The organism is Bradyrhizobium sp. URHC0002 (genome assembly GCF_054059515.1).
In genome coordinates, this window is record NZ_JBSSCF010000001.1 from 5,023,630 (window position 1) to 5,047,470 (window position 23,841).

Genomic DNA, 23,841 nt, shown 5'->3' on the forward strand with positions numbered 1-23,841 from the left:
CCATGAGCAAGTTCCAACAGAAGGCCGAAGCCCGGACCAAACAGATCAGGCAAATGCTCGGCGACGTCGGGTTGCGGACGTCGCGCGGCCTGGACGGCAACTGCGAGGTTACCCATGAAGAGCAAGCATATTGCCGCCGACACGGAGGCGCAGGTTCATATCATCATTCTCGACACGGGCGAGGAGGCGTTTGCGGCGCTCACCCGCTTTACCAATGAATCAGGGATATCCGCGGCGTCGCTGACGGCAATCGGCGCTTTCGAGCGGGCCACCGTCGGCTGGTTCGACATCGCCTCGAAGAGCTACCGCAAGATCGAGGTCAATGAGCAATGCGAGGTCCTCAGTGCGATCGGGGACGTCGCCATCGGCGATGACGGCAAGCCCAGCCTTCATGTCCACATCGTGCTCGGGCTCGCCGACGGCTCGACCCGCGGCGGCCACCTGCTGGCAGGAACGGTAAGGCCGACGCTCGAAGTGGTCTTGACCGAAGTCCCGGCGACGCTTCGACGGAAGAAGCGGGCGGACCTCGGGATTGCGCTGATCGATCTTGGAACGGCGGGCGGCTGAGCGTCACGAATGATTCAGTGACAGCTGAAAAACCTCATGGCGGAGGAGCAGATCGAAAGGCTGTAGAGATATTAGAGGGGTGGCATGTTTTGCTGGGTGCGGACGGCAGCAGCCCGCAGATCATGTCATTTCTGTCCAGCCCGCCATCGAAGAAAGTCGTTGTAAGCCTTGGCCGTATCCTGTTGAGAAACGTTTTCAGCGCCGTTTTTCTGGACCAGGAAACTGCGGAATTCTTCGGCTGTTGCAGCGGTCGGACCCGTTTGCGTTGCCGCCGCCGGCTGGGCTTTGTCGAGCCAGTCCTGCGCCGGCTTGAAACGTTCCAGTCCGGCGACGGCGACCGATAGTCCGGTGTCTTTCCATTTCGGATGACGCGGGGGCTGCTGCAACTGGCCGATCTTGCCGAACAACGCATCGACGAAGCGCGCCACCCTCCGGTAGCGCTCGCTCTCGGGTGGCCAATTATACACCATCAGCACGGTTGGAACGGCAAGGGCATAGACCTTGGTGTCTTTCGCCACGAGGTTTGGGTATTCTTCGGACGTGAAGGACGACGGCAGATAGATGTCCTGCAATGGTTTTGCGTAGGGGATCTCCAGCAAATGGAATTTCCCCGCCTCGTTCTTGATGTTCTTGATGACCGGGGCGCCCTTCGAAACGCTCGCGATCCATGCGTCCCTCTCACCGCTGAGCAGCTTCTGCAGGCCGCCGTCGGGATCGGTCTGGGTATCGATGTCCGCCTCAATGCCCATGCGGCGCAAGATGATGCGCGCCGCCGGAAATCCGATGCTCCGTTCGGCGAATATCCTCTTTCCCTGCAGATCCTGCAGGCTCCTGATCTCCTTCCGCGCCACGATGTGAATGTCGTTGTGGAACAGACGGGTGATGTACCGGACGCGCTTGGGGATGTCGGGAATGTTGTATTCGGTCTTGGCAAACTCCAGCGCATCGGACGTGACGAAGCCCATGTCGATGTTTTTCAGACGGAGGATGTCGATGAGATTCTGGACCGAGCCCTTGCCGAGGATTGGCAGCACCCGGAGCTTGTCGCCATCGTCGAGCACCGAGGCCATGTCGGAGCCCATGATCGACATCGGGCCGCCGATCGGCGCCGTGATCACCGTGACCGTGCCGGCATTGAGAAGATCGCGCTCGGGGAGTTCGTTGACTTGAGCCGGAGCGCGCTGCTGCGCCCCGGCGGCGCCTGCGAACAAAGCCCAAAGCATGCAAACGGTAACGCCAAAAATCGCGCGCATGAAATTCCCCATCAGCAATTCAGTGGGAGCAATGCAACTATAATGGAACGCTAATCGGCAAATAATGGCTGAATTGCGGATCGCAAAAGCCGCGCAACACGTATCGTGCTCATGGCCGGCGCGATCGATCTTCGCGAGATGACCGCGGTTTCGGCGCCCCGTAGTTTACGTTCCTGCACTTCACAATCGGAGGTCATGAAGGCGCTCGCTATCGCAATCGAGGCCACGGAGGTTGAACAACGATTTGCTGCCCGACCTCATCACAGCCAAGCTCGCCCGTGCGGCTGACGGCGTCGGGCGGGTCGGCATAGGAACCATTTCGTTCAATCCAACGTTGTCGGCCCACCAACAATGGAGAACGTCATGGCTGAGAAAGACCTCAACGAACTATTTCTCGATACTCTCAAGGACATCTACTACGCCGAAAAGCAGATCCTGAAGGCCTTGCCGAAAATGGCGAAGGCCGCCACCTCGGACAAGCTGCGAGCCGCCTTCGAAAAGCACCACGACGAGACCGAGGGACAGGTCGAGCGTCTGGAAAAGATCTTCGAACTTCTGGGCAAGGCTGCGCGTGGCAAGAAGTGCGATGCCATCGAGGGCATTCTCGATGAAGGCAAGGAGATCATGGAGGAGTATGCCGACACGCCCGCGCTCGACGCCGGCCTGCTGGCCGCTGCACAGGCGGTCGAGCATTACGAGATCTCGCGTTACGGCACCCTGAAAGCCTGGGCGCTCAAGCTGAACAATCAGCAAGCCGCGAAGCTGCTCGATCAGACCCTGGCCGAGGAGAAGAAGACCGACGAAAGTCTGACCAAGCTTGCCGAGACCGCAGTCAATTATGAGGCCGCGGCATAGCGCGGAGTAGCCGGCCGGCGGCGCTGATGTCTTCATGGCAGGCGCCGACGGCCCTGGCTTGCCGGCGCGACAATCCGAAACCCGTCCAGCGCCTGAGCATCCGTTCGACCGCAGCTCCGATCGCGAGGCCGGCAATCACATCGCTGGTCCAGTGCGCAAGCAGCACGATCCGTGTCAGGACCAGGCCGGCGCCGATCGACCAGACCAGGTTGCGTTTCGCGGGCGGCAGTATCGTGGCGGCCGACGCCATCGCGCCGACATGGATGGCATGACCGGATGGAAAGGCGTCGAGAGGCTTTCCCGAAAACGGCACCCCGTGAAGATGGCCGCGGATCATCAGACGGTCGGGACGTTTCTGGTCGAAGATCGACTTCAACAGATGCGGCAGAAGCGTAACGGCGACCGTCGTCAGCAGGAGATGGTTGCTGTCGGTGCGATGGCGCGGGCTTCGATGCCTGCAGTAGAGCCACCAGCCTGCCGCGAGCGCGCAAATGACATGCTCGTCGGCACCCCAGGTAAGGACCTTGGCAATCTGTTCGACTTCCGGACTGGTGTGGTCCGAAATCCGTTCCGCGATTTCGATGTCGGCCCGGGTCGGCCCTATCCGAAACAGCGCCATCGTCCGTCCTTCGCAACCGGCATAAAGAAGCCCCGCCAACCCCGTCCATGGGATGTTGGCGGGGCCCGAGTTCGACGTCGCGGGGGGAATGAAACGCCGATACGGGAAAACCCGGAGCGGGCCTGATCGTTCCTGTGGTCGCTTCGCCAACGCGTTTCGCTGGTCGCCCTGATGTCGCCGCCGCGAGGAAGCGCGACAACAAAACACTCGCCGAGGTCGTAGTTTTGGAAGCCCGTACAAATACGTGGTCGCCAAGGTGGCGGCGTAAGCAAACGTTTAGCTGCAGGCCGTAAGATGAAGGCAATCACTTCCTCGATTAACCCCCGGGTAGTCATGCGCCTTCTGCCGATGAAAGAGCCGGACAGGTCCTGGCGGTCGATCAAGGGCCAGTGGAAGAAAGACGCCGAAAGCGTCGGCGAGGACTTTTCGACCTTTTCGACGGGAAGCTTTACGGCCTATGACGGCCTGACCAAGGATGGCGACCACCCCAGCCTGTACTGCCTTTCCGACGGCGAGCGGATTCATGCGGCCTGCCAGGTCAGCCGCCTGATGATGAGCAAATTCCCGTCGCCGATCCTGCGGGCGCGCTTTATCCTGGCGTCGCCGATTTATGAACTGGGGATCGCAGACGCCGGCCAGTACGCCCAGATGATGGTGGCGCTGTTCTCCGGCATCGTATGGCTGTCGAGGGACACGATGTCGGCCAGCCACATCCGCTTCTTCCTGAAGAGCCCCGGAGATTCACAGTACTTCGCGGCGCTGCAGGCCTCGACGCCGGGCTCGCTGTTTTCGAAGTTCACGATCGACGGCGCACTGATCGAGTGCAGCCTGGTGGAAGAGGAGATGGCGGAAACCGTCTGATTCCGCTGCCGCTTTAACCTCTCAATAACTCATTTTGCTAACGCCCTCTTGGGTTGTGTTCCCTACAACAAGCGCCTGTGGGGGCAGCGGGAAATGCTGAATAATTCATCGCACGACGTCGCGGAGAGCCAGCCGTTGTTTGGTGGCGGCATGGCGTGGCGGATCCGGCTGGGTGCAATCCAGTGGCTGATCCTGAGTGCGGCGGCGCTCGTGATCGCGATCATGCTCGGCACCGGCTATTTCGCCATGCAATACCGCGAGCGGGCGCTGGAAGTCGCCGAACGCGAACTCAACAACAGCGCGCTGCTGCTGTCGCGACATTTCGACCAGCAACTGCTGGACCTCCAGCACGTCCAGGAAGACGTCGTGACCGGCCTGCGGTCGGACGGGGTCCACACCGCCGACGACTTTGAAAGCAAGATGTCGACATTGAGCGCGCACGAGATGCTGCGCGCGAAGCTCTCGGTGTTGCCGCATGTCGGCGCCCTGAATCTCTGGAGCGCCAGGGGCTGGCTGATCAATTCGTCCGAGATGTGGCCGGTGGAGGACAAGACCATCACCGACCGGCGCTACTTCCAGGAGTTCATGTCGGGCAAGCCTGCGCCCGACGTGATCGTCGAGCCGGTCGTGAGCAGGGTAACCAAGGTCTGGACGACGGTCTTTGCACGCAAGATCACCGGCCGCCAGGGCGAGATCATCGGCTTTGCCGTCCGCGGTGTCGAACCTTCCCACTTCGAAGACTTCGTCGCATCGCTGGCGCTGGACAGCGACACCGCGATTTCGATGATCCACCGCGACGGCACCATCATCGCCCGCTATCCCAAGGACGACAAGCTGATTGGCCAGAACGTCGCCAATACGGACGCGTTTCAGCGCGCGCTGGCGCTCGACGGCAATGTTTCGGGGCGCTTCGTCAGCGCGAGAATGTCGGAAGACAAGGTCGGCGCGGTCAAGTCGCTGTTGCACTTTCCGATCCTCATCGTCGCGACCACGAGGACGGAGACCGCGCTCGCTGACTGGCGGGCGCAGATCAGGCTGCAGTTTTTTGCGGCGGCGCTGGCGATCGTCGTCGTGATCGGCATGGTTTTCCTGATCGTGCGTCAGCTGCGCCAGCAGCATGCCGCAGCCCAACGCAAGCTCTCGGAGAAGAGCCAGCATCTCGACACCGCCATCAACAACATGACGCAGGGCCTGCTGCTGTTCGATTCCTCAGGGCGACTCGTGATCTGCAACCGGCAATATATCGACATGTTCGGGCTCTCGACCGACGTGGTCAAACCCGGCTGCCATCTGAGCGACCTGATCCGGCACCGCCAGGAGCTTGGCTCCTTTGTCGGCGGCGTCGACGCCTATTGTGCCCGATTTCTCGATCCCAGGGGCAGCCTGGTTCAGGATACCGTGACCTCGACGCCGGACGGGCGCACGATCCGGCTGATCTACAAGCGGTCGCCGGACGGCGGCTGGGCCACGACACTGGAAGACGTCACGGAAGGGCGGCGCGACCAGGCCAGGATCGAACATCTCGCCCATTACGATGCGCTGACCAATCTGCCGAACCGCTCGCTGTTCCAGCGCCATGCGGAAGGGTTGCTGCTGGAAACCGAAGGACGCCAATTCGCGATCCTCTATATCGACATCGACGAGTTCAAGCGCATCAACGACACGCTGGGACATCTGATCGGCGACGAGTTCCTCAAGGGCGTGGCGGAGCGGTTGCGCCAGTCGGTCGGACCTGAAGATTTCATCGCCCGGCTCGGCGGGGACGAATTCGCCATCCTTCAGCACGGCATCGAGAGCGCCGAGGACGTTCACGCGCTGGTCGCGCGGATCTATCAGGCGCTGCGGACCCCGTTCGACTGCCACGGCCACCAGCTTTCCAGCGATGCCAGCATCGGCATCGCGACCGCGCCGCGCGACGGCACGGATCTGTTCGATCTCCTGAAGAACGCCGATCTCGCGATGTATGCGGCGAAGGCGGCCGGCCGCAGAACCTATCGCTTCTTCGATCCCGCGATGGAGCAGCAGGCCAATCATCGCCGCGAACTGGAGGCGGACTTGCGCGCGGCGCTGGCGCAGGGCGCCTTCGAATTGCACTATCAGCCGCAGGTCGATCTGCGCAGCGATGGTGTCACCGGCTGCGAGGCGCTATTGCGCTGGCGGCATCCGGTGCGCGGCATGGTCTCGCCGGCCGACTTCGTGCCGGTCGCCGAGGAAACCGGCCTGATCGAGGAGATCGGGCAGTGGGTGTTGCGCACCGCCTGCGCGGAAGCTGCGACCTGGCCGGCCGATGTCCGCATCGCCGTCAACGTCTCGCCGATCCAGTTCCGGTCGGAAACGCTGTCGCTGAAGGTCGCGGCTGTTCTCTCCGAGACCGGGCTCGACCCGCGCCGGCTGGAGCTGGAGATCACGGAAGCCGTCCTGATCGCGGACGACGACGCGGCGCTCGCGACGCTGAACCAGCTCCGCGCGCTCGGGGTTCACATCGCGCTCGACGATTTCGGAACGGGTTATTCCTCGCTGCAGTATTTGCAGCGCTTCCCGTTCGACAAGATCAAGATCGACCGTTCCTTCGTCAAGGAAGTGACGCGCAATTCCTCGTCAGCCTCGATCATCCGCGCGGTGGTGAGCATCGCCGCCGACCGCAACATGGTCACCACGGCGGAAGGCGTCGAGACCCTGCAGCAACGCGAGACCGTGCAGAATCTCGGATGTACCCAGATGCAGGGCTTTCTGTTCAGCGCGGCGCGTCCGTCGCAGGAAATTCGCGCACTGCTGGCGTCAGGGGAGGCCGGCGCCGAGGCCGCGGCGTGAGCTAACGGCGCGCCTCGGAAATCGCCTTCCTCAGACTGCGCGACAGCAATTCCACCGAATAGGGTTTCTGGATCAGCTCAAAGCCGTGGTGGGCATTCTCCGCCAGCACGTTGCTGTAGCCGCTGGTGAGGACCACGGGCAGGCCGGGATAGCGCTCGCGCACGATGCCGGCGAGCTCGACGCCGTTCATCCCGGGCATGATGACGTCGGAAAACACCAGGTCGGCGGAGAACTCGTCTTCGGCCAGAATCGCCAGCGCAGCATCCGCGCTGGCGACGCGGCGGACCGTGTATCCGAGATCTTCCAACAGCTCGGTGGAGAACTGTCCGACGTCGTCATTGTCCTCGACCACGAGGACGCGGTAGCCGCGGCCGCGCGCGGCGGGTTGGCTGGCGGTCGCGGCGGCCTCGACGGCATCGGCCGGCACCGCGGCCTGCGGCAGGTAGATCGTAAACGTCGCGCCCTGGTCGGGGTCGCTTACGACCGCGATGTCGCCGTCGGATTGCTTGGCAAAGCCGAACGCCTGGCTGAGGCCGAGGCCGGTGCCCTTGCCGACTTCCTTGGTGGTGAAGAACGGCTCGAAGATCGTCTCGAGCAGGGCAGGCGCGATGCCCACGCCGGTGTCGGTCACGGTGATGGCGACGAAATCGCCGTCGCGGGCGGGCTGGGCGCGCAGCGGCGGAATGGCATCCACCTTGCGGACACGGATGTTCAGCCGACCCTCGCTGTTCATGGCATCGCGGCTGTTGACGGCGAGATTCATCAGCGCGGTTTCGAATTGCGCGATATCGGCGATCGCAAAACAATTGATGTCTGATATGTCGACGTCGATCCTGATCCGGGCGCCGACCAGCGGGCGGATCAGTTGCACCACCGCCTCGACCTGGGTGCCGACATTGAATACCTGCGGCTTCAAGGGCTGCCTGCGGGCGAACGCCAGCAATTGTCCGGTCAGCTTGGAGGCGCGCTCCACGGTCTCGGCAATCGCGTCGATATAGCGCCGGCGCCGCTCTTCCGGTAGTTCGCGGCGGCGCAGGAAATCGGTAGCGGATCGGATGATGGTCAACAGATTGTTGAAATCGTGGGCCACGCCGCCGGTCAATTGCCCGACCGCTTCCATCTTCTGCGACTGGCGCAGCGCTTCCTCGCCCTGGCGGCGTTCGGTGATGTCGATGGCCTCCGGCACCACGCCGATGATCGCGCCGTGCTGGTCGTGCAAGGGACGCATCGCGAAGTCGAAATAGCGGTCGCCGATCGGCAGCTGCAGCCGCATCTCGGTCTGGATTTCTTCGCCGCGCATGACGGCGATGAAGGCGTCGCGGACGGTGTCGCGCATGCCGGCGGTTGCGGAAAACCACGGCGTTTCCCAGAACGGCTTGCCGATCACCCCGCTGGCGTCCGTGCGGATGCCGGCGAGCGCGGTCTTGTTGGCATACAGGACGTCGCCGTGCAGGTTGAGCAGGCTCTGATACTGATGGCTGGTCTCGAAGATCGCCCGCATCTGGGCCTCGCTGGATTCCAGCTGCGCCGTCCGTTCGGTGATCCGCAATTCGAGGATTTCGTTCAGCCGGCGCAGATCGTGCTCGGCCTGCTTGGCTGAGGTGATGTCGTGGGCGACGCCGATGAAGCCGATATGATTGCCGGTCGGATCCCAGCGCGGCTGGGATTCGGAGCGCAGCCACCGCCAGTCGCCGTCCGCGCGCCGATAGCGGGCCTCCAGCACGAATGGTTTCAGTGAAGTCTCGCCCGCGACCGATTGTTGCACGATGCGCGACTGGTCGTCCGGATGCAGCCGCTCGCGCCAGTCGAACACGATGGCTTCCTCGAACGGCAGCCCGAGGAAATCGAGATAGGCCTGGTTGGCGAAGGAACGCGTGCGGTCGAGCTTGGTGACCCAGACTGGCACCGGCGCGCTGTTGGCGATCAAGCGGAAGCGCTCTTCGCTTTCGCGCAAGGTGGCCTGCGCCAGCATTTGGGGGGTGACATCGCAATCGGCGCCGACCAGCCGCAACGCGCGGCCGTCGCGGTCGCGCTCGATCTTGGCGACGACGCGAATCCAGCGCATCGTGCCGTCATTCGGCCGCACGATGCGGTATTCGGCCGAATAGTCCTCGCTCTCGCTCTTGAGGATACCGAACAAGTGCTGGACGGTTTGTTCGCGATCGTCGGGATGGATTCGGCTGACCCATTCCTCGTAGGTCTCGTTGGCCGCGTCGGGCGGCAAGCCGTGAACCAGCAGATATTCAGGGGAGCGGCGGTTCTTGACGCCGTCCCGGAAGTCGATTTCGAGCCCGCCGACGCCGGCGATGCGCTGGATCCGCGCCAGTTCCGCTTCGCGCTCCTGTAGCGCGCGATGAGCCCTGTCGCGCTCGTTCGCGATTTCCTGCAGGTGTCGCCGCAAGCGTTCGGCGGCGTCAGCCTCGGGCAACACGTTTGAAGTGTCGGAAGTGGTCATTGCGTGCCGGCAAACCTCTGCCGGTACTTTCACACAGGAAGCGGCGGTTTTGCCAGCGTCATTTACTCTTGGTGGTTGATCGGCAATTATAGGCCCTGCGGAACCCGGCAGCCTGCGCGTCTTCCTCGGAACAGAACCAGCGATCCGGCTTGGTCAGGCCCGGATAGGAGCGGCATGCCTGCAGGTGGTAGATGCCGAGGTTCCCGGTGACGCGTGCGCGGACGGCGTATTTGCCCTTGATGTTACAGCCCGCCGGCATCACGAGATCCTCGGGGAATAAGGCCACGCGGATTTCTCGGTCGCGATCGGCGCGGCACGCGGCGCCGATCAGGGCGCCGTCCTTCTTGTCCGCGCGGAACTCGCGTGGCGCGACGAAGCAGCCTTTCCACAAGCCCTGGCGGTCGTCGCGGGCGCGGGCCTCGTCCGCCTTGAAGCGACCGCTGGCGGAAGCTTCGACATTCAAGGCAAAGCCGTTGCGGACCAGCAACTGGCTGAGACTTGTGGTGTCGCCCTCGATCTTGCACACGCCGATGTGCCGCTTCTTGTAGGCGGGATCGGGGCCGAGGTCGTCGCAGCGGACCTGCTTGCCGCCGATCAATTTGGTCAGTTGATCGCGCGCCTCGATACCGCAGGTCCAGCTATCGGCGTGCTCGTCGATGCAGAATTGGTCGACGGTCGGGACGTCGATGCCGTCGAGCCGGTAGGTGACATTGCCAAGCTGAAGCGTGCTGCCATCCCGGACGATGGCGGTGGCGGCCGAACTCTGGCTGGCCGGAAGTACGATCGACAGCAACGCTGCAACCAGAAAAATTCGTGACCGCATCTGTTTCACTTTAAATAGATTTCGCACCGATGCGTTCTAGCACATGCTGGCGTCAAGGAACCAAGCGCGGCGGCCTTACGCCTCTCTGACGTCGATTCCCCGGGCGCCCAGGGCGTCGAGGAGAGCTTCGATCGCCTCGGGCCCAAACCTGTCGGCAGATGACGGCATGAGCTCGTTAATTTGGTCAAATGTGATGAACCCATGCTGGTCGCCGATTTCAATCGCTCGTCTGATCATCGCCGATAAATCCATTTGATCGTCCTCCCGATATCGAAGCTCCTACTAAAGGGGACGACAGCACTATTGACTTCGTGAGAACAAAAGAGGAACGTAAGCGGTGTCGCTTCACACGGAAATATTTCATGTCGTCCTCTTCACAGCCGAAGTCCGAAGAGAACGACGGGCTGGAAACCGCTGTGGATCAGGCCATTTCCGCCTGCGGCGGCGACATGAGGGCGACGATCCGCGCGCTGATCGTCGCCAATGAATATTTGGAAACCGAGGTCGGCGAACTGATGAAGGCGGTATCCCACGCCTATGCGCGGGGCCGCTTCAACGCCTATTCCGGGTGAATGGCCGGCGCCCGGCACGGCCGGGCCGATACGAGACCGTTGCCTCCATCGATTTTTGCTGTACGACGGGTTTGTTACCCGCGTCCCCGCATGTCACATTGCGGGTGAGGATCCCGCCCAAAGCTCAAGCAAGAAGAACATGTTCAAGAGAATTCTGATCGCAAATCGCGGCGAGATCGCCTGCCGGGTCATCAAGACTGCGCGCCGGATGGGGATCGAGACGGTGGCCGTGTATTCCGAGGCCGACCGCGATGCGCTGCACGTCGAAATGGCCGATGATGCCGTGCTGATCGGCCCGCCGGCCGCCGCCGAAAGTTACCTTCTGATCGACAAGATCGTGGAAGCATGCCGCAAGACCGGCGCAGAGGCCGTGCATCCCGGCTACGGCTTCCTGTCCGAGCGCGAGGCGTTTCCGCGCGAGCTCGCCAAGGCGGGCATCGTCTTCATCGGTCCCAATCCGGGCGCGATTGCCGCGATGGGCGACAAGATCGAATCCAAGAAGGCCGCCGCCAAGGCCAAGGTTTCGACCGTGCCGGGGCATCTCGGTGTCATCGAGGACGAAAAGCACGCGGTGAAGATCGCCGATGAGATCGGCTATCCCGTGATGATCAAGGCTTCCGCCGGGGGCGGCGGCAAGGGCATGCGGATCGCGCATTCGAAATCCGAAGTCGCCGAAGGCTTCAACCTCGCCAAGGCCGAGGCGAAATCCTCGTTCGGCGACGACCGCGTCTTCATTGAAAAATTCATCGTCGATCCCCGCCATATCGAAATCCAGGTGCTGGGCGACAAGCATGGCAACGTGATCTATCTCGGCGAGCGCGAATGTTCGATCCAGCGCCGCAACCAGAAGGTCATTGAGGAGGCGCCGTCGCCGCTGCTCGATGAAACCACCCGCCGCAAGATGGGCGAGCAGGCGGTATCGCTGGCAAAGGCCGTGAACTACGATTCCGCCGGCACCGTCGAATTCGTCGCCGGCCAGGACAAGAGCTTCTACTTCCTGGAGATGAACACCCGCCTGCAGGTCGAACATCCCGTCACTGAGCTCGTCACCGGCATCGACCTCGTCGAGCAGATGATCCGCTCCGCCGCCGGCGAGAAGCTTGCACTGTCGCAGAAAGACGTCACGCTGACCGGCTGGGCGGTGGAATCGCGCGTCTATGCCGAAGATCCGTTCCGCAATTTTCTGCCGTCCATTGGTCGGCTGGTGAAATACCGCCCGCCCGCGGAAGCGAGCCGTGACGGCGTCACCATCCGCAACGATACCGGCGTGCAGGAAGGCGGCGAAATCTCGATCCATTACGATCCGATGATCGCCAAGCTCGTCACGCACGCGCCGTCGCGCGCGGCCGCGATCGAGGCGCAGTCGACCGCGCTGGACGCGTTCTACGTCGACGGCATCAGGCACAACATTCCGTTCCTGTCGGCGCTGATGAACCATCCGCGCTGGCGCGAGGGCAAGCTCTCCACCGGCTTCATCGCCGAGGAATTTCCAAAGGGCTTTTCCGCGCGTCCGCCGGAAGGCGAGGTCGCGCGGCGGCTGGCTGCGGTCGGTGCTGCCATCGACCACGTGCTCGGCGAACGCAAGCGTCAGATTTCCGGCCAGTTGACCGGACGTTTGGTGCAGCGCGAACGCCGCCGCGCGGTGTGGCTCGATCGCGACGAAATCGCGCTCGACGTGGCGCGCGAGGCCGACGGCATTGCGGTGCGCTTCATCGGTGCCGATGGTCTGCCCGGCAATCCGCACAATCTGGTCTCACACTGGACGCCGGGCGAACCGGTCTGGCAGGGCACCATCGACGGTCACTTCGTGGCGATGCAGGTGCGCGCGATCCCGAACGGCATCCGCCTGGCGCATCAGGGCTTTGATGTTGCGGTCAACGTCTTCACCGAAAGCGAGGCGGCCGCCGCGCGGCTGATGCCGGTGACGTCGGCCGCCGACACCGGCAAGAAGCTGCTGTGCCCGATGCCGGGGCTCGTGGTGTCGATTGCCGTCGCTGAAGGCCAGGAGGTCAAGTCCGGCGAGACCCTGGCCGTGGTCGAGGCGATGAAGATGCAGAACGTGCTGCGCGCCGAACGCGACGGCACGGTGAAGAAGATCCACGCCGCGGCCGGCGCCACGCTGGCCGTCGACGCACTGATCCTGGAATTTGCGTAACGCTTAGCCCCGTCATTGCGAGCGGAGCGAAGCAATCCATCGTGCCGAAAAGGAAGTGTGGATTGCTTCCGCCTACGCTCTTCTGACGGCGGATAGAACTGAGGGCACCATGGCATTCCGTCAGCGCCGAGAGAGACTGCGTTCCATTCTCAACGGCCCCACCTGCATCCGGCCCGGGTCAGTCTATGACGCGACCTCAATCCGCATTGCCGAAGACCTCGGCTTCGAGCTCGGCATGTTCGGCGGCTCGGTGGCCTCGCTGGTCGTGCTCGGCGATCCCGACATTGCGCTGATCACGTTGACGGAGCTGGCCGAGCAGATGCGCCGGATGTCGCGCGCCTCGACATTGCCGGTGCTGGTCGATGCCGACCATGGCTATGGCAACGCGCTCAATGTCCGCCGCACCGTGCAGGAACTGGAGACGGCCGGCGCCGCCGGCCTGACGATCGAGGATACGCTGCTGCCACAGGCGTTCGGACAGGTCGGAACGCAATTGATCCCGCTGGAGGAGGGCGTCGGCAAGATGAAGGCCGCGCTCGATGGCCGCAGCGATCCGTCGCTGGTCGTCATGGGCCGCACCGGCGCGGTATCCGTCACAGGTCTCGACGACGCCATCGCGCGGGCGAGGGCGTACGAGGCCACCGGCGTCGATGCGCTGTTCTTCACCGGCGTCAAGAACCGTGGGGAATTGGAAGCGATTTCCGCCGCGACCCGGCTGCCGATCGTGCTCGGTGGCGCGCCCGAGGAGATGACCGCGCTCGATTATCTCGCCGGTCAGCGCGTGCGGATCGCCTTGCAGAGCCACGCGCCGTTCGCCGCCGCAACGCAAGCCGTCTATGAAACGCTGAGGGCTTTGCGTGAGGGAGGTTCGCCGAAGGACTTGAAGGGTCTGGCGTCGTCCGAACTGACCGGCAGGGCGACGCGCGAAGCGGACGTGAAAGCGCGCAGTGGCGCATTTCTCGGATTGAAGAAGCCATGAGCGACGCCATCCGCCATGTCACGATCAGGGGGCGGGTGCAGGGCGTCGGCTATCGCTACTTTGTCGAACGCGAGGCGCAGTTGCGTGATCTCGAAGGCTGGGTGCGCAATCGCCGCGACGGCAGCGTCGAGGCGTTGTTCTCAGGCCCCGCGGAAGCCGTTACGGGCATGATCGCGGCTTGCCGCCGCGGGCCGTCATCGGCGCGGGTTGAGGCGGTCCGGGACGAAGCCGCCAATCCCGACATGCTGAACCTGCGGGAGGCAGGCGAGCGGTTTTCGGTGCTGCCGACGATCTGACCGCCCTGACAAGGCCCGATACCCACCCACGAGGTGACTGAATGAAGCCGCACCACCCCGGACGCGACTGGAGACGGATCCATCATTCCCCGATCTTCTGGATCGGGGTCGTGATGTGCCTGGCCGCGATCACGATCTATGTGCTGTCTGATGATCTCTCGTGGCGGCCTGGCACGCGATAGGACCCGGGAAGCGGTTAGAACAAGCCCGGGCTTAGATCGAGACCGTAAGTCAGCATCAGCAGGGAAACGAACAGGCCGGCGGCGCACAAAAGCGCGAGCTGCTTGAGAATCTCGTTGTTGTTGAGGGTGACAATGGCGCGCGTAAACGCCCGTTCGATAGCAGTCAATCGTGCCTCCATGAGTCGGCGCCCGTGCCATTGATAGCGCGGAGGGCTTTGCATGGATGTGAGCTGGCTCACCTCTCGGCCAAATGATCGGCAGAAGACGAACCTCGCGCTAATGCGCCGGCTGACCCGGCGCGAACTCGCCATCGTGCTGGATGGAGGCGCTCTCGACGTATTGCAGGTCGAGGGAGGAATACAGGATGCTGCGATTGCGGCCGAGACGCTTGGCTTGATAGAGCGCGGTGTCGGCTTCCCCCACCAACGCGGTCTCATCGAGCGTCGAGCGGTTTCTGGCGGCCACGCCCGCGCTGATGGTGATGTATCCGCGGCTGGAGGCCGTGTTCGGAATGCCCAGCGCCCGAACCGTCAGCCGGATGGCTTCGGCGACCTTCAGGGCGGCATCTTCCGAGGTGTTCGGCAGCACGACCGCGAATTCTTCGCCGCCATAGCGCGCGGACAGGCCGGACGTATCGGCAGTCGCATCGCCGATGGTTTTCGCAACCGCCTGCAGGCAACGGTCGCCGGCCTGGTGCCCGTAGGTGTCGTTGTAGCCCTTGAAGTTGTCGATATCGAACAGCAGTACCGCAATCTCTTCGCAGGATTCGTATTCGCGCCGCAGGAATCCGTCGAAGGTGCGGCGGTTGGTGAGGCTGGTCAGCCCGTCGGTTGCCGCGAGCTGGGTGAGGCGGCGGTTGAGCTGGGTCAACTCATCCTCCATCCGCTTGCGTTCGGTGACGTCGCGGATGACGCAGAGGAATTCCATCCGTGTGGGGTCGTCCGTTTCCGACGCCTGCTTGAACTTGCTTTCCACCCATGCCAGCGTTCCGTCGCCACGATAGTGTCGAAACACGACCGTGCTGACGCTGTCGACTCCGTTGAGCCGTTCGGTCGCCGATTTGACGCTCTCCCTGTCGTCGGGATGCACCAGGTCAAAGCATGACTTGCCGACAAGATCCTTCGGGCGCAGTCCCAGCACCGGTTCGGCCGACCGAGAAACATAGCGGAGCAGGCTGCGGGCATCGATCAGAATGATGATATCGGCGATGTTGTCCGCGAGCAGGCGGTAGTGCGCCTCGCTCTTGCGCAGGGCACGTACGGTCTTCATGCGAGAGCGGATCTGCAGGGAAACCAGCGCAGCCAGCAGAACGATCATGCACAGTAGCACGCCGGCAACGATGGCGTCGGTCCGCAGCGTCTTCCGCCAATCCGCGAGCAGCCAGTCTTCCGACATCGCCCAGGGTGACGACGGTTGGGTAGTAAGGCGTTTCCTCATAGCCAAAATACTTCGTGATGCCGTCAAAGGGGGAGATGATCTTGTAATACCCGACGGAGCTGAGCTTCAGGTGTCTTGAAAACAGGTCGGTCCCGGAAAGATTTGTACTTCTGTCAGACAACGGCCAGCGGATCAGGACGGCACCGTCATTTCGCAGCAGGCTGATGCTGCCGTCGGGACCGAGCTGGAAGGTCTTGTAGAAGCGGTTGAAGTAGTCGCTGTCGATCGCGGCGGTAAGAACACCGCCGAAGCTGCCGTCCTGCCTGTCGATCCGCTTCGACAGGATAATCGTAGACCGTCCGGTCAAGCGCGATTGTATCGGTTCGTTGATGCGAAGTGCGCTCCCGGGTGTGTCACGGTGGTAGATGAAGTAGCTTCGGTCGGAATTGTTGTGCTTGGGCGTTTCCGGCAACGAAGAATATCGCCATCTGCCGTCGACATCGAACACGCCGATCTCGCGAATCTGCGGTAACGAACTGACCGTGCCGGCCAAGTATGGGTTGAACCGCTCCGGCAACGGGTCACGATATTTTAGGAGATCGACCATTCCGGCCATCGCGATATCGGCTGATCGGATCGCATGGGCGGCATGCTCGGCCAGTGAGTGCGCGAGGTTCTCAATGTCGGTTTGGCCGCGAGCGAGCGTAGTCGCCTTGGCCTCCAGTGATTTCCAGACCACAACGCCCAGGACGCAGGCGGTCATCGCCAACGCAAAGACGATCACCACTGCCGCGGGAGATGTCCGGCGCAGTGGCCCGCCGGAGTCTGGGGGATTCAGATCGGGCATTTCTCGCCTTGATGGCAGCGCGCCCGGCCCCGTCGGCCAGTATCGCGCATTCGGAATCTAAGAGGGGAGAGGTACCGAAGCGGTTAACAAATCGATCAGGAAAAGAATGGCTAGCCGCGATCTGGGCCGGTTCCATACAGGGAACCGGGGGAGCGCACCAAATTTGGCGGGCAGGCGGGGCTTGACCTGAAAACGCCCTCAGCGGGACTTGACATCCGGGCAGTTCCGTCAGATGTTTCTGTTATGACAGAAACAACCGACAAGAAGAAACTCCCCGCCGCCGTCGAGCGCTTCATCCTGCACTGGGGTGACATGGGGGACGAGTGGGGCGTCAACCGCTCCGTCAGCCAGATCCATGGTCTGCTTTATCTCGCCGAGGCGCCGATGACCGCGGAGGATATCGCCGAGACGCTCGGCATGGCGCGGTCCAACGTCTCCAACTCCATCAAGGAGCTGCTGGCCTGGAACCTGATCCGCCGGGTGCCGATCCTCGGCGACCGCCGCGATCATTTCGAGGCCGAGACCGACATCTGGGAAGTGGCGGCGCGGATCGCCGCCGGCCGCAAGGAACGCGAGATCGACCCCGCGGTCGATGCGCTGCGCGCCTGCGTCTCCGACGCGGCCGATGATCCGACCATCAGCCCGGTCGCGGCCAAGCGGCTGAAGGAAATGCTGGCGTTCACCGAACTGGTCGACCGCTGGTACATGCAAATGCTCGGCGTGCCGAGGCCGAGACTGGTCGCGCTGATCAAGCTTGGCGAGAAGATCGTCAGTTTCCTGCCGGCGGGGAAATCCAGATAGGGCAGAGGGGCAGAGCAGGAGCGTGTAATGGCGTCCACCAGACTACCAAGGCTTCCCGCAACACCTGCCTCGAACACCATCCTGCTCGACGACCGCCGCTTCCACAACCTGTTGCCTGACGAGGGGTGGGGCCGTTTGCCGCTGGCGATCTGGCGGCGTTTTTCGAAGCGCTTCGCCGACGGTGAGACCGTCGTCTATGTCGGCACGGTGGAGGAGGCGAGTTTCAGCCGCGCCGGCTGGTGGCTGGCGCAGCTTGCGCGGATCATCGGCGGGCCGCTGCCGACGGGCGCCGAGACCGGTGTCCCGATGGTCGTGACGGTGACCGAGGATGCGGCGAGCGGTGGCCAGATCTGGACCCGCATCTGCGCGCGCACATGCGGATTTCCGCAGGTCATTCACTCCGCGAAACGGTTCGCCGGGCCGACCGGGCTTGAAGAATATGTCGGCTACGGCGTCAGCATGGCGTTGCGTATCTCGGTCGAGCACGAGGCTTTGGTATTCCGCAGTGTCGGCTATTCGCTGCAGATCGGGCCATTGCGATTGCCGTTGCCGATGCGGCTGACGCCCGGCGATCTCACCGTGATCCATTCCGATCTCGGCGGCGGCACGTTCCGCTTCACGCTGGAGATCGTTCATCCGCGCTTCGGCAAACTCATTCGTCAATCCGCCGTGTTCCGGGAGGCCGCATCATGACGTCGCTGCTTTGGATCCTGATCGCCATTCAGATCGTGATGGGCGTGTTCGACACGTTCTATCACCATGAACTGACCGAGCGGCTCGCCTGGCGCCCCTCGCAGCGCTACGAGCTGCAGCTCCACAGCCTGCGCAACATGCTCTATGCGCTGCTGTTCCTGGTGCTGGGCTGGCTGGAAGTGCACGGCATCCTCGCGATGCTGATCATCGCGGTGCTGGCAGCCGAAATCGTCATCACGCTGATGGATTTCGTCGAGGAGGACATGAGCCGGAAACTGCCGGCCAGCGAACGCATCAATCACACACTGCTTGCGATCAATTACGGCGCCATCCTGGTGCTGCTGCTGCCGGTCCTGATCGGCTGGGCAGCGCAGCCGACCGGCGTCAAATCGGCCTACACGGGATGGCTCAGCCTGGTTGCAGCGGCCTCGGCCGTCGGTGCGGCGCTGTGCGGTCTGCGCGATTTTGCCGCGTCGAAACGTCTGGCGCGAATGAGCAGCGCGCCCGCAGCAAGCCTGGTCGAAAAACTGCCCGCCCGGCAGACCGTGCTGGTCACCGGCGCCACCGGATTCATCGGCAGCCGCCTGGTCGCGGGCCTGAGCGGGGCGGGCCATCAGGTCATCGCGCTGGTGCGCGATCCGGCCAAGGCGGACATGCTGCCGCCGCCGATCATGCTGATCACGAGCCTCGACCAGCTCTCCGCGGAAGCCAGGATCGATGCGATCGTCAATCTCGCGGGCGAGCCGATCGGCAACGGGCTGTGGACCGACGTCAAGCGCCGAAAGATCCTCGACTCCCGGATCAACATGACCGGCGACATCGTCAAGCTGATCGCGCGGCTCGAACGCAAGCCGGCTGTGCTGGTGAGCGGTTCGGCCATTGGCTGGTATGGGCTCTGGCAGGATCAGGTGCTGACGGAGTCGGCGAAATCACACGCCTGCTTCAGCCATGAGCTCTGCGACGCCTGGGAAAACGCGGCGCGTCCGGCGCAAGCGCATGGCGTGCGCGTGGTCTGCCTGCGGATTGGCCTTGTGATCGGCACCGACGGCGGCTTCATCACGCGAATGCTGACGCCGTTCGAGTTCGGCCTCGGCGGGCCGCTGGGCTCAGGCCGGCAGTGGATGTCCTGGATCGAGCGCGACGATCTAATCCGCCTGATCGCGCATGTGATCGCAAAGCCTGAACTGGCAGGGCCGATCAACGCCACCGCACCGATCCCCGTGACCAATACGAAGTTCACCGAGGAATTGGGTCGCCGGCTGCACCGGCCCGCGATTTTCCGAATTCCCGGCGGGCTGCTGCGCCGGGTGGGCGGCGACTTTGCCGATGAATTGCTGTTGGGCGGCCAGCGCGTGCTCCCGAACAAGGCGCTCAGCAACGGATTCGTGTTCCGGCACGAGACGCTGCGCAGTGCGTTCGAAGCGATCCTGTGAGGCGGGCGGGAAATCGATCAGGCGCCCCTCAACATCGACAGAATCTGTTTCGTCGATTTATAGCTGGCGACTGCATGGTCGCGGAAGCTCGGTGTCCAGTTAACGGCCTGGCGTTCCTCTGAACTCATCGACGAGTAGGCGTTGAGGATCCCGAGGCTGAGCTGGGACGGATCGCCGCTGGTCTGGCTATGATTGAGTGCGGCGAGAATGCTGGCGCGGCTACGCGAACCCAGCAACTGCTTGGCGGCAAAGCTCTCCTGCTTCGAGAACAAGCCATCCTGGTTGAGCGAGATCGCCGCCAGCGAACGGTTGTCGAGCGAAGCGAGGTCCGCCTGCTGACCGGTCTTGCGGCCGGCATCGAACACCAGGTCCTTGCCGGCGGCGGCGGCAGCCTTGGCCTGCGCGTCGAGCGTGGCGCGGACTTTCCTGGCGATGGTCGAGATATTCTGGGTTGCGGTGCCGCCGCCGGCGGGATTCTGCGACAGATGGGCACCGACCGGATCGTTGGCGATGTCAGGCACGACAGCCGGATTTTGCAGCGTGGCCTGGACGCCCTTCAGCACCGCATCCCGCTGCGCCGACCACGTCGCCGTTGCCTTCTCCTCGTCGCTTGCGCCATTGAGATAGTCGAGCGCCGCCTTGTAGAGCGAACTGAAGTCACCCGTCAGCTTCGACGTCGCCGCGGCCGGCGCCAGCACATTGTCGAAGCGGTTGCCGAGTTCGGTCGTGGCGGCCTTCTGTTCGTCGGGGCTGAACTTGCCGGCATTGTTGGTCGCAACCGCAAACAGCGAACGCCGGTCGAGCGACGACAGGTCGACCGTCGCCTTGCCGTCGGCGCCGATCGGCCCCTTGACCTTGGCGGCGGCGTAGAGCGCATCGAGCGCGGCGCGCGCCTCGGAAGTCACTGTCGTAAAATCCTTCGACGCAGTCCCGCTGGCGAGCCGCTCTCGCGCCGCTTGCGACAGCGTCAAATTGGTCGCCGCCGAGTTGTCGGGCGGATTGCCGGCCTCGGCATTGTTGAGCGTGTTGGCCAGCGACGGTTGGGTGGCGGCCGCACGGGCATAGGCGGAGCCCTGTTGGGCATACGGATTCGGTCCGGTATTTATCGAGGTCATTCGCGTTCCCCGTTTGGGCAACGGTTAAGGGACCGTTACCGCGGGGGACCATTTCAAAGCATGGTTAACGGGTCGTAAATGTTTCCGTATATTTCCGGATATTTTCCCGGGCGTCACCGCGGCAGTTTCGCAATTGCCTTGCTTAGTTCGTGGATTTCGTAAGGCTTGCGCAGAATGGGAAAATCGCCGCGCACGCTCAGCGCGGCATCGCTATAGCCGCTGGCCAGCAGGATCGGCAGTCTGGGCCTGACAGCCTTCAGGTGGCGCGCCAGACCGAGGCCGTCCATTTTGCCGGGCATCACGATGTCGGAGAAGACGAGGTCTATTCCGTCGAGCTCGATTTCGCGCAAGGCCGCTTCGGCATTCGTTACCTTGCGGACGGTGTAGCCGAGTTGTTCGAGCAGGCCGGCGCTGACGGATGCGACGTCCGGATTGTCCTCGACCAGCAGCACGATGCCGCTGCCGCCGATCTCCGCCGCATTGGCGTCCTCGGCCGCGGGCGCGGTTTCCTTTCGCGGCAGCAGGATCGTGATCCGGGTGCCTTTGCCGAGTTCGCTCGCCACCTTGACCGTTCCGCCGGCCTGATGCGCGAAGCCATGAACCTGAGACAGTCCCAAACCGGTGCCCTTGCCGATCGGCTTGGTGGTGAAGAATGGATCGAAGATCTTGCTGAGGATATCGGGCGCGATGCCGGAGCCGCTGTCTTCGACAGCAATGGCGACATACTCGCCGGCGTTGATCTCGTCGCTGAGTCTGTCGTTACTTACCGATATCGTGATGACGCCGTCGGTCATCGCGTCGCGCGCATTGATGACGAGATTGACCAGCGCCGTCTCGAACTCGGCGACGTCGACCATGACCGGCCAGATCCCCGGGGCGACTTCGAATTGCAGCGTCACCGCGCTGCCGACGCCGGTGTTGAGCACTTCGCGCACCGCATAGATGCGCTCGGCGATGTCGACCGCCTGCGGATTAACGCTCTGCCGCCGTGCGAATGTCAGCAACTGACTGGTGAGGGAGGCGCCGCGCTTGGTCGCCCCTTCGATCGCCAACAGCGCCTGCTGGCGTTTGGGATCGTTGTCCACCGCTTTCCTCAGCGTGTGAAGACTGCCGCTGATGATCATCAGGAGGTTGTTGAAATCATGCGCCACGCCGCCGGTCAGCTGGCCGAGTGCGTCGAGCTTCTGCGATTCCGCGAGCTGCTGATGCATTCGCTCGAGCTTGAGCTGGGCTTCGCGGCGTTCGGTAATGTCCCGGGTGATTTTGGCGAAGCCGACCAGCTTGCCGTCCTCATAGATGGTGTCGATGATGACGCTGGCCCAGAAGAAGGTGCCGTCCTTGCGAACGCGCCAGCCTTCCTCCTCGTAGCGGCCCTGTTCGCGGGCAATGCGCAGGGCGCGGAGCGGCTTGCCGTTGGTGCGGTCGACTTCGGTATAGAAGCGGGAAAAGTGCTGCCCGATGATTTCGTCGGGCGCGTAACCCTTGATCCGCTGGCCGCCGATGTTCCAGCTCGTCACAACGCCGTCAGGGTCCAGCATGTACAGCGCGTAGTCGGCAACGCCTTCAACCAGGAGTCGGAAATTACGTTCGGATTCGTGTAGATCCCTTTGCCGTTGTTGATCTTTCTTGAACATCCGACTGCCCGTTTCAGTGGCGCAAACGCACCACACGCGCATTGGTTCCCGAAAAATCGGCTTTTTAACGAAATGGTCCGTTACGCCGGCGAAACGGACCGTTAGGCTGAGGCAACCGCGCTCCTGAACGTCGCCGCCAGCGTCCGCAATGCCGCGCGCTTGGCGGGGTCGCTGACCTTCGAGTGCAGCATCACCTTCGAGGAAGAAAGCCGCGGCAACCCTTGCGCCGGTCCGATGTCGACCAGGCCTGGCGGCGCGATCCGCCGAGCCAGCGGCGCTACCGCAAGGCCGGCCAATGCGGCTGCGGCCACGGCGGTGACGCCGCCGCCCACAAAGCGCTCGGTCCATGCGATGGAGGCCTTGTCGAGGGCGCGGATGGCGAGCGCGCGCACGCCGCAGGGCGGCGCCAGCGTGGCAAGAGGCAGCGTCTCGCCGCGGCGCCAGGCCAGGCGTTTGGCGGCGAACCAGCCGAACTCATCCTCGGTCAGCTTCTCGCCGCCGCGGCGGCTGCCTTCCTGCCGCACCACCACGGCGTCGAGTTCGCCGGCATCGTAGGCATCCAGCATCGCGCGCGAAAAGCCGATCGTCACGGAAAGCGCCAGTTGCGACGACATCGCGTGCAGCCGTTCGAGCAGCGGCACCAGTTCCGGCCCCGCGGCGTGATCGGAGATGCCGAGCGACAATTGCTGGCGCGCGGGTGTCTCGCCGGATAGCGCGCGGTCATGCGCTTCGATCAGCGCGCGGGCGTGAGACAGGAACGCCGTGCCTTCGGCGGTCAGCGCGACCGCCCGCGGCGAGCGCTCGACCAGCCGCTTGCCGACCACGCTCTCCAGCCGCTGCATTTTCATGCTGACGGCGGCTTGCGTGGTGCCGAGCGCCTCGGCGGCGCGGGTGAAGCTTTGCAGTTCGGCGACCAGCAGGAACGCCTGCACCGTATCGATATCCAGCGTGCTCATGTCATCATCAACATATGTTATCACTGTTATGAATAGAGATAAGATACCAAAATGATGGGCGCGGGTCTACATCAATGGGAGCGCGATGACAGCGCGTCCCATCGAAGGAGAACCACCATGCCGCTCATCACCGTCACCTATTCCAGCGTCCGCAAGTCGCCGTCGCTGAAGGCGGAAATTGCCTCCGCCGTCAGCGATCTCACCGCGCGCATCCTGCGCAAGGATCCCAAGGTCACCGCCATCATCGTGAAATCGGTCGATGCCGCCGACTGGTTCGCCGGCGGAAAGTCGCTCGCCGAGCAGAGCCTCGCCAGCTTCTGGCTCGACGTTCACGTCAGCGAGGGCACCAATACCAAGGACGAGAAGGCGGCCTATCTGGCCGAGCTGTTCCGGCGCATGGGCGAACTGCTCGGGCCGCTGCACGAGGAAAGCTATGCCCATGTCGACGAGGTCAAGGGAGACGCCTACGGCTTCGGCGGCCTCACCCAGGAGCGCCGCTACATCGCAGGCAAGCTGGAGGTGGCGCTGCGGAAGGCTGCAGCGTGAACTTTATCGGG

24 protein-coding genes are annotated in these 23,841 nt (G+C 63.2%); 13 read left to right on the forward strand and 11 right to left on the reverse strand.

Annotated features, from left to right (window positions below):
* Positions 1-114 precede the first annotated feature (114 nt).
* A complete protein-coding gene (locus ACVWVY_RS24395; RefSeq protein WP_456628757.1) occupies positions 115-567 on the forward strand; it encodes a PPC domain-containing DNA-binding protein in 453 nt (150 codons plus the stop codon).
* 125 nt (positions 568-692) lie between these two features.
* Here ACVWVY_RS24395 and ACVWVY_RS24400 read toward each other — a convergent pair whose 3' ends face one another.
* Complete coding sequence (locus ACVWVY_RS24400; RefSeq protein ID WP_456628758.1) at positions 693-1,820, reverse strand: TAXI family TRAP transporter solute-binding subunit; 1,128 nt, start codon at positions 1,818-1,820, stop codon at positions 693-695.
* Between the two features lie 363 nt (positions 1,821-2,183).
* On the opposite strand from ACVWVY_RS24400, the gene ACVWVY_RS24405 reads away from it, so the two are divergent.
* Complete coding sequence (locus tag ACVWVY_RS24405; protein ID WP_456628759.1) at positions 2,184-2,675, forward strand: YciE/YciF ferroxidase family protein; 492 nt, start codon at positions 2,184-2,186, stop codon at positions 2,673-2,675.
* On the opposite strand, the gene ACVWVY_RS24410 is transcribed toward ACVWVY_RS24405, so the two are convergent.
* A complete protein-coding gene (locus ACVWVY_RS24410) occupies positions 2,653-3,294 on the reverse strand; it encodes a phosphatase PAP2 family protein (protein ID WP_456628760.1) in 642 nt (213 codons plus the stop codon). The genes ACVWVY_RS24405 and ACVWVY_RS24410 overlap by 23 nt on opposite strands.
* Positions 3,295-3,627: 333 nt before the next feature.
* On the opposite strand from ACVWVY_RS24410, the gene ACVWVY_RS24415 reads away from it, so the two are divergent.
* Both ACVWVY_RS24415 and ACVWVY_RS24420 read left to right on the forward strand, forming a co-directional pair.
* Positions 3,628-4,155: a hypothetical protein gene (locus tag ACVWVY_RS24415; protein ID WP_456628761.1), complete on the forward strand. Its 528-nt coding sequence runs from the start codon at positions 3,628-3,630 to the stop codon at positions 4,153-4,155.
* Between the two features lie 93 nt (positions 4,156-4,248).
* Positions 4,249-6,966: a bifunctional diguanylate cyclase/phosphodiesterase gene (locus ACVWVY_RS24420; RefSeq protein WP_456628762.1), complete on the forward strand. Its 2,718-nt coding sequence runs from the start codon at positions 4,249-4,251 to the stop codon at positions 6,964-6,966.
* Position 6,967: 1 nt separating this feature from the next.
* Here the strand turns inward: ACVWVY_RS24420 and ACVWVY_RS24425 are convergent, their stop codons facing one another.
* The 3 genes from ACVWVY_RS24425 to ACVWVY_RS24435 form a co-directional block, all read right to left on the reverse strand.
* Positions 6,968-9,421, reverse strand: a complete 2,454-nt coding sequence (locus ACVWVY_RS24425; protein WP_456628763.1) for a PAS domain S-box protein — start codon at positions 9,419-9,421, stop codon at positions 6,968-6,970.
* Between the two features lie 58 nt (positions 9,422-9,479).
* Positions 9,480-10,244 carry a thermonuclease family protein gene (locus ACVWVY_RS24430; RefSeq protein WP_456628764.1) on the reverse strand — a complete coding sequence of 255 codons (765 nt, stop codon included), beginning with the start codon at positions 10,242-10,244 and terminating at the stop codon, positions 9,480-9,482.
* A gap of 75 nt (positions 10,245-10,319) precedes the next feature.
* Complete coding sequence (locus ACVWVY_RS24435; protein WP_456628765.1) at positions 10,320-10,496, reverse strand: RNA polymerase sigma factor region1.1 domain-containing protein; 177 nt, start codon at positions 10,494-10,496, stop codon at positions 10,320-10,322.
* 110 nt (positions 10,497-10,606) lie between these two features.
* On the opposite strand from ACVWVY_RS24435, the gene ACVWVY_RS24440 reads away from it, so the two are divergent.
* The 5 genes from ACVWVY_RS24440 to ACVWVY_RS24460 all read left to right on the forward strand — a co-directional run bounded on the left by ACVWVY_RS24440 (position 10,607) and on the right by ACVWVY_RS24460 (position 14,428).
* A complete protein-coding gene (locus ACVWVY_RS24440; RefSeq protein WP_456628766.1) occupies positions 10,607-10,816 on the forward strand; it encodes a hypothetical protein in 210 nt (69 codons plus the stop codon).
* A gap of 139 nt (positions 10,817-10,955) precedes the next feature.
* The gene (locus ACVWVY_RS24445) at positions 10,956-12,971 is read left to right on the forward strand and encodes an acetyl-CoA carboxylase biotin carboxylase subunit (protein WP_456628767.1); all 2,016 of its coding nucleotides are present in this window, start codon (positions 10,956-10,958) and stop codon (positions 12,969-12,971) included.
* A 109-nt stretch (positions 12,972-13,080) separates the two neighbouring features.
* Positions 13,081-13,950, forward strand: coding sequence for an isocitrate lyase/PEP mutase family protein (locus ACVWVY_RS24450; RefSeq protein WP_456628768.1), 870 nt, complete (start codon positions 13,081-13,083; stop codon positions 13,948-13,950).
* Positions 13,947-14,246 (forward strand): acylphosphatase, encoded by a 300-nt coding sequence (locus ACVWVY_RS24455; protein ID WP_456628769.1) that lies wholly within the window; start codon positions 13,947-13,949, stop codon positions 14,244-14,246. The genes ACVWVY_RS24450 and ACVWVY_RS24455 overlap by 4 nt, the downstream gene beginning before the upstream one ends.
* 41 nt (positions 14,247-14,287) lie before the next feature.
* Complete coding sequence (locus ACVWVY_RS24460) at positions 14,288-14,428, forward strand: hypothetical protein (protein WP_456628770.1); 141 nt, start codon at positions 14,288-14,290, stop codon at positions 14,426-14,428.
* A 14-nt stretch (positions 14,429-14,442) separates the two neighbouring features.
* Here ACVWVY_RS24460 and ACVWVY_RS24465 read toward each other — a convergent pair whose 3' ends face one another.
* The 3 genes from ACVWVY_RS24465 to ACVWVY_RS24475 form a co-directional block, all read right to left on the reverse strand.
* Complete coding sequence (locus ACVWVY_RS24465; RefSeq protein ID WP_456632495.1) at positions 14,443-14,595, reverse strand: hypothetical protein; 153 nt, start codon at positions 14,593-14,595, stop codon at positions 14,443-14,445.
* Positions 14,596-14,704: 109 nt separating this feature from the next.
* Positions 14,705-15,637 carry a diguanylate cyclase domain-containing protein gene (locus tag ACVWVY_RS24470; protein WP_456632300.1) on the reverse strand — a complete coding sequence of 311 codons (933 nt, stop codon included), beginning with the start codon at positions 15,635-15,637 and terminating at the stop codon, positions 14,705-14,707.
* Positions 15,522-16,652: a hypothetical protein gene (locus ACVWVY_RS24475; RefSeq protein ID WP_456628771.1), complete on the reverse strand. Its 1,131-nt coding sequence runs from the start codon at positions 16,650-16,652 to the stop codon at positions 15,522-15,524. The genes ACVWVY_RS24470 and ACVWVY_RS24475 overlap by 116 nt, the downstream gene beginning before the upstream one ends.
* 243 nt (positions 16,653-16,895) lie before the next feature.
* On the opposite strand from ACVWVY_RS24475, the gene ACVWVY_RS24480 reads away from it, so the two are divergent.
* From ACVWVY_RS24480 to ACVWVY_RS24490, 3 genes are read left to right on the forward strand one after another with little or no spacing between them, the layout of a single operon-like run.
* Entirely contained in the window at positions 16,896-17,453 is a 558-nt protein-coding gene (locus ACVWVY_RS24480) for a GbsR/MarR family transcriptional regulator (protein WP_456628772.1), read from the forward strand.
* Between the two features lie 27 nt (positions 17,454-17,480).
* A complete protein-coding gene (locus ACVWVY_RS24485; protein ID WP_456628773.1) occupies positions 17,481-18,146 on the forward strand; it encodes a DUF4166 domain-containing protein in 666 nt (221 codons plus the stop codon).
* Positions 18,143-19,579 (forward strand): TIGR01777 family oxidoreductase, encoded by a 1,437-nt coding sequence (locus ACVWVY_RS24490; RefSeq protein WP_456628774.1) that lies wholly within the window; start codon positions 18,143-18,145, stop codon positions 19,577-19,579. The genes ACVWVY_RS24485 and ACVWVY_RS24490 overlap by 4 nt, the downstream gene beginning before the upstream one ends.
* Positions 19,580-19,596: 17 nt before the next feature.
* Here the strand turns inward: ACVWVY_RS24490 and ACVWVY_RS24495 are convergent, their stop codons facing one another.
* From ACVWVY_RS24495 to ACVWVY_RS24505, 3 genes are all read right to left on the reverse strand, one after another.
* Entirely contained in the window at positions 19,597-20,694 is a 1,098-nt protein-coding gene (locus tag ACVWVY_RS24495) for a hypothetical protein (RefSeq protein ID WP_456628775.1), read from the reverse strand.
* 113 nt (positions 20,695-20,807) lie between these two features.
* Positions 20,808-22,328: an ATP-binding protein gene (locus ACVWVY_RS24500; protein WP_456628776.1), complete on the reverse strand. Its 1,521-nt coding sequence runs from the start codon at positions 22,326-22,328 to the stop codon at positions 20,808-20,810.
* Positions 22,329-22,429: 101 nt separating this feature from the next.
* Positions 22,430-23,284, reverse strand: a complete 855-nt coding sequence (locus ACVWVY_RS24505) for a LysR family transcriptional regulator (protein WP_456628777.1) — start codon at positions 23,282-23,284, stop codon at positions 22,430-22,432.
* A 117-nt stretch (positions 23,285-23,401) separates the two neighbouring features.
* Between ACVWVY_RS24505 and ACVWVY_RS24510 the strand changes: the two genes are divergently transcribed.
* Complete coding sequence (locus ACVWVY_RS24510; RefSeq protein WP_456628778.1) at positions 23,402-23,830, forward strand: tautomerase family protein; 429 nt, start codon at positions 23,402-23,404, stop codon at positions 23,828-23,830.
* The last annotated feature ends 11 nt before the right edge of the window (positions 23,831-23,841 follow it).

Excerpts from the sequence above, each read along its gene's own strand:
- ACVWVY_RS24485 (WP_456628773.1), top strand. The coding sequence starts at position 17,481 with ATGGCGTCCACCAGACTACCAAGGCTTCCCGCAACACCTGCCTCGAAC.
- ACVWVY_RS24440 (WP_456628766.1), top strand. The coding sequence starts at position 10,607 with ATGTCGTCCTCTTCACAGCCGAAGTCCGAAGAGAACGACGGGCTGGAA.
- ACVWVY_RS24430 (WP_456628764.1), bottom strand. The coding sequence starts at position 10,244 with ATGCGGTCACGAATTTTTCTGGTTGCAGCGTTGCTGTCGATCGTACTT.
- ACVWVY_RS24445 (WP_456628767.1), top strand. The coding sequence starts at position 10,956 with ATGTTCAAGAGAATTCTGATCGCAAATCGCGGCGAGATCGCCTGCCGG.
- ACVWVY_RS24500 (WP_456628776.1), bottom strand. The coding sequence starts at position 22,328 with ATGTTCAAGAAAGATCAACAACGGCAAAGGGATCTACACGAATCCGAA.
- ACVWVY_RS24475 (WP_456628771.1), bottom strand. The coding sequence starts at position 16,652 with ATGCCCGATCTGAATCCCCCAGACTCCGGCGGGCCACTGCGCCGGACA.
- ACVWVY_RS24405 (WP_456628759.1), top strand. The coding sequence starts at position 2,184 with ATGGCTGAGAAAGACCTCAACGAACTATTTCTCGATACTCTCAAGGAC.
- ACVWVY_RS24435 (WP_456628765.1), bottom strand. The coding sequence starts at position 10,496 with ATGGATTTATCGGCGATGATCAGACGAGCGATTGAAATCGGCGACCAG.
- ACVWVY_RS24395 (WP_456628757.1), top strand. The coding sequence starts at position 115 with ATGAAGAGCAAGCATATTGCCGCCGACACGGAGGCGCAGGTTCATATC.
- ACVWVY_RS24425 (WP_456628763.1), bottom strand. The coding sequence starts at position 9,421 with ATGACCACTTCCGACACTTCAAACGTGTTGCCCGAGGCTGACGCCGCC.
- ACVWVY_RS24415 (WP_456628761.1), top strand. The coding sequence starts at position 3,628 with ATGCGCCTTCTGCCGATGAAAGAGCCGGACAGGTCCTGGCGGTCGATC.
- ACVWVY_RS24480 (WP_456628772.1), top strand. The coding sequence starts at position 16,896 with ATGACAGAAACAACCGACAAGAAGAAACTCCCCGCCGCCGTCGAGCGC.
- ACVWVY_RS24460 (WP_456628770.1), top strand. The coding sequence starts at position 14,288 with ATGAAGCCGCACCACCCCGGACGCGACTGGAGACGGATCCATCATTCC.
- ACVWVY_RS24495 (WP_456628775.1), bottom strand. The coding sequence starts at position 20,694 with ATGACCTCGATAAATACCGGACCGAATCCGTATGCCCAACAGGGCTCC.
- ACVWVY_RS24400 (WP_456628758.1), bottom strand. The coding sequence starts at position 1,820 with ATGCGCGCGATTTTTGGCGTTACCGTTTGCATGCTTTGGGCTTTGTTC.
- ACVWVY_RS24410 (WP_456628760.1), bottom strand. The coding sequence starts at position 3,294 with ATGGCGCTGTTTCGGATAGGGCCGACCCGGGCCGACATCGAAATCGCG.
- ACVWVY_RS24490 (WP_456628774.1), top strand. The coding sequence starts at position 18,143 with ATGACGTCGCTGCTTTGGATCCTGATCGCCATTCAGATCGTGATGGGC.
- ACVWVY_RS24420 (WP_456628762.1), top strand. The coding sequence starts at position 4,249 with ATGCTGAATAATTCATCGCACGACGTCGCGGAGAGCCAGCCGTTGTTT.
- ACVWVY_RS24505 (WP_456628777.1), bottom strand. The coding sequence starts at position 23,284 with ATGAGCACGCTGGATATCGATACGGTGCAGGCGTTCCTGCTGGTCGCC.
- ACVWVY_RS24455 (WP_456628769.1), top strand. The coding sequence starts at position 13,947 with ATGAGCGACGCCATCCGCCATGTCACGATCAGGGGGCGGGTGCAGGGC.
- ACVWVY_RS24450 (WP_456628768.1), top strand. The coding sequence starts at position 13,081 with ATGGCATTCCGTCAGCGCCGAGAGAGACTGCGTTCCATTCTCAACGGC.
- ACVWVY_RS24510 (WP_456628778.1), top strand. The coding sequence starts at position 23,402 with ATGCCGCTCATCACCGTCACCTATTCCAGCGTCCGCAAGTCGCCGTCG.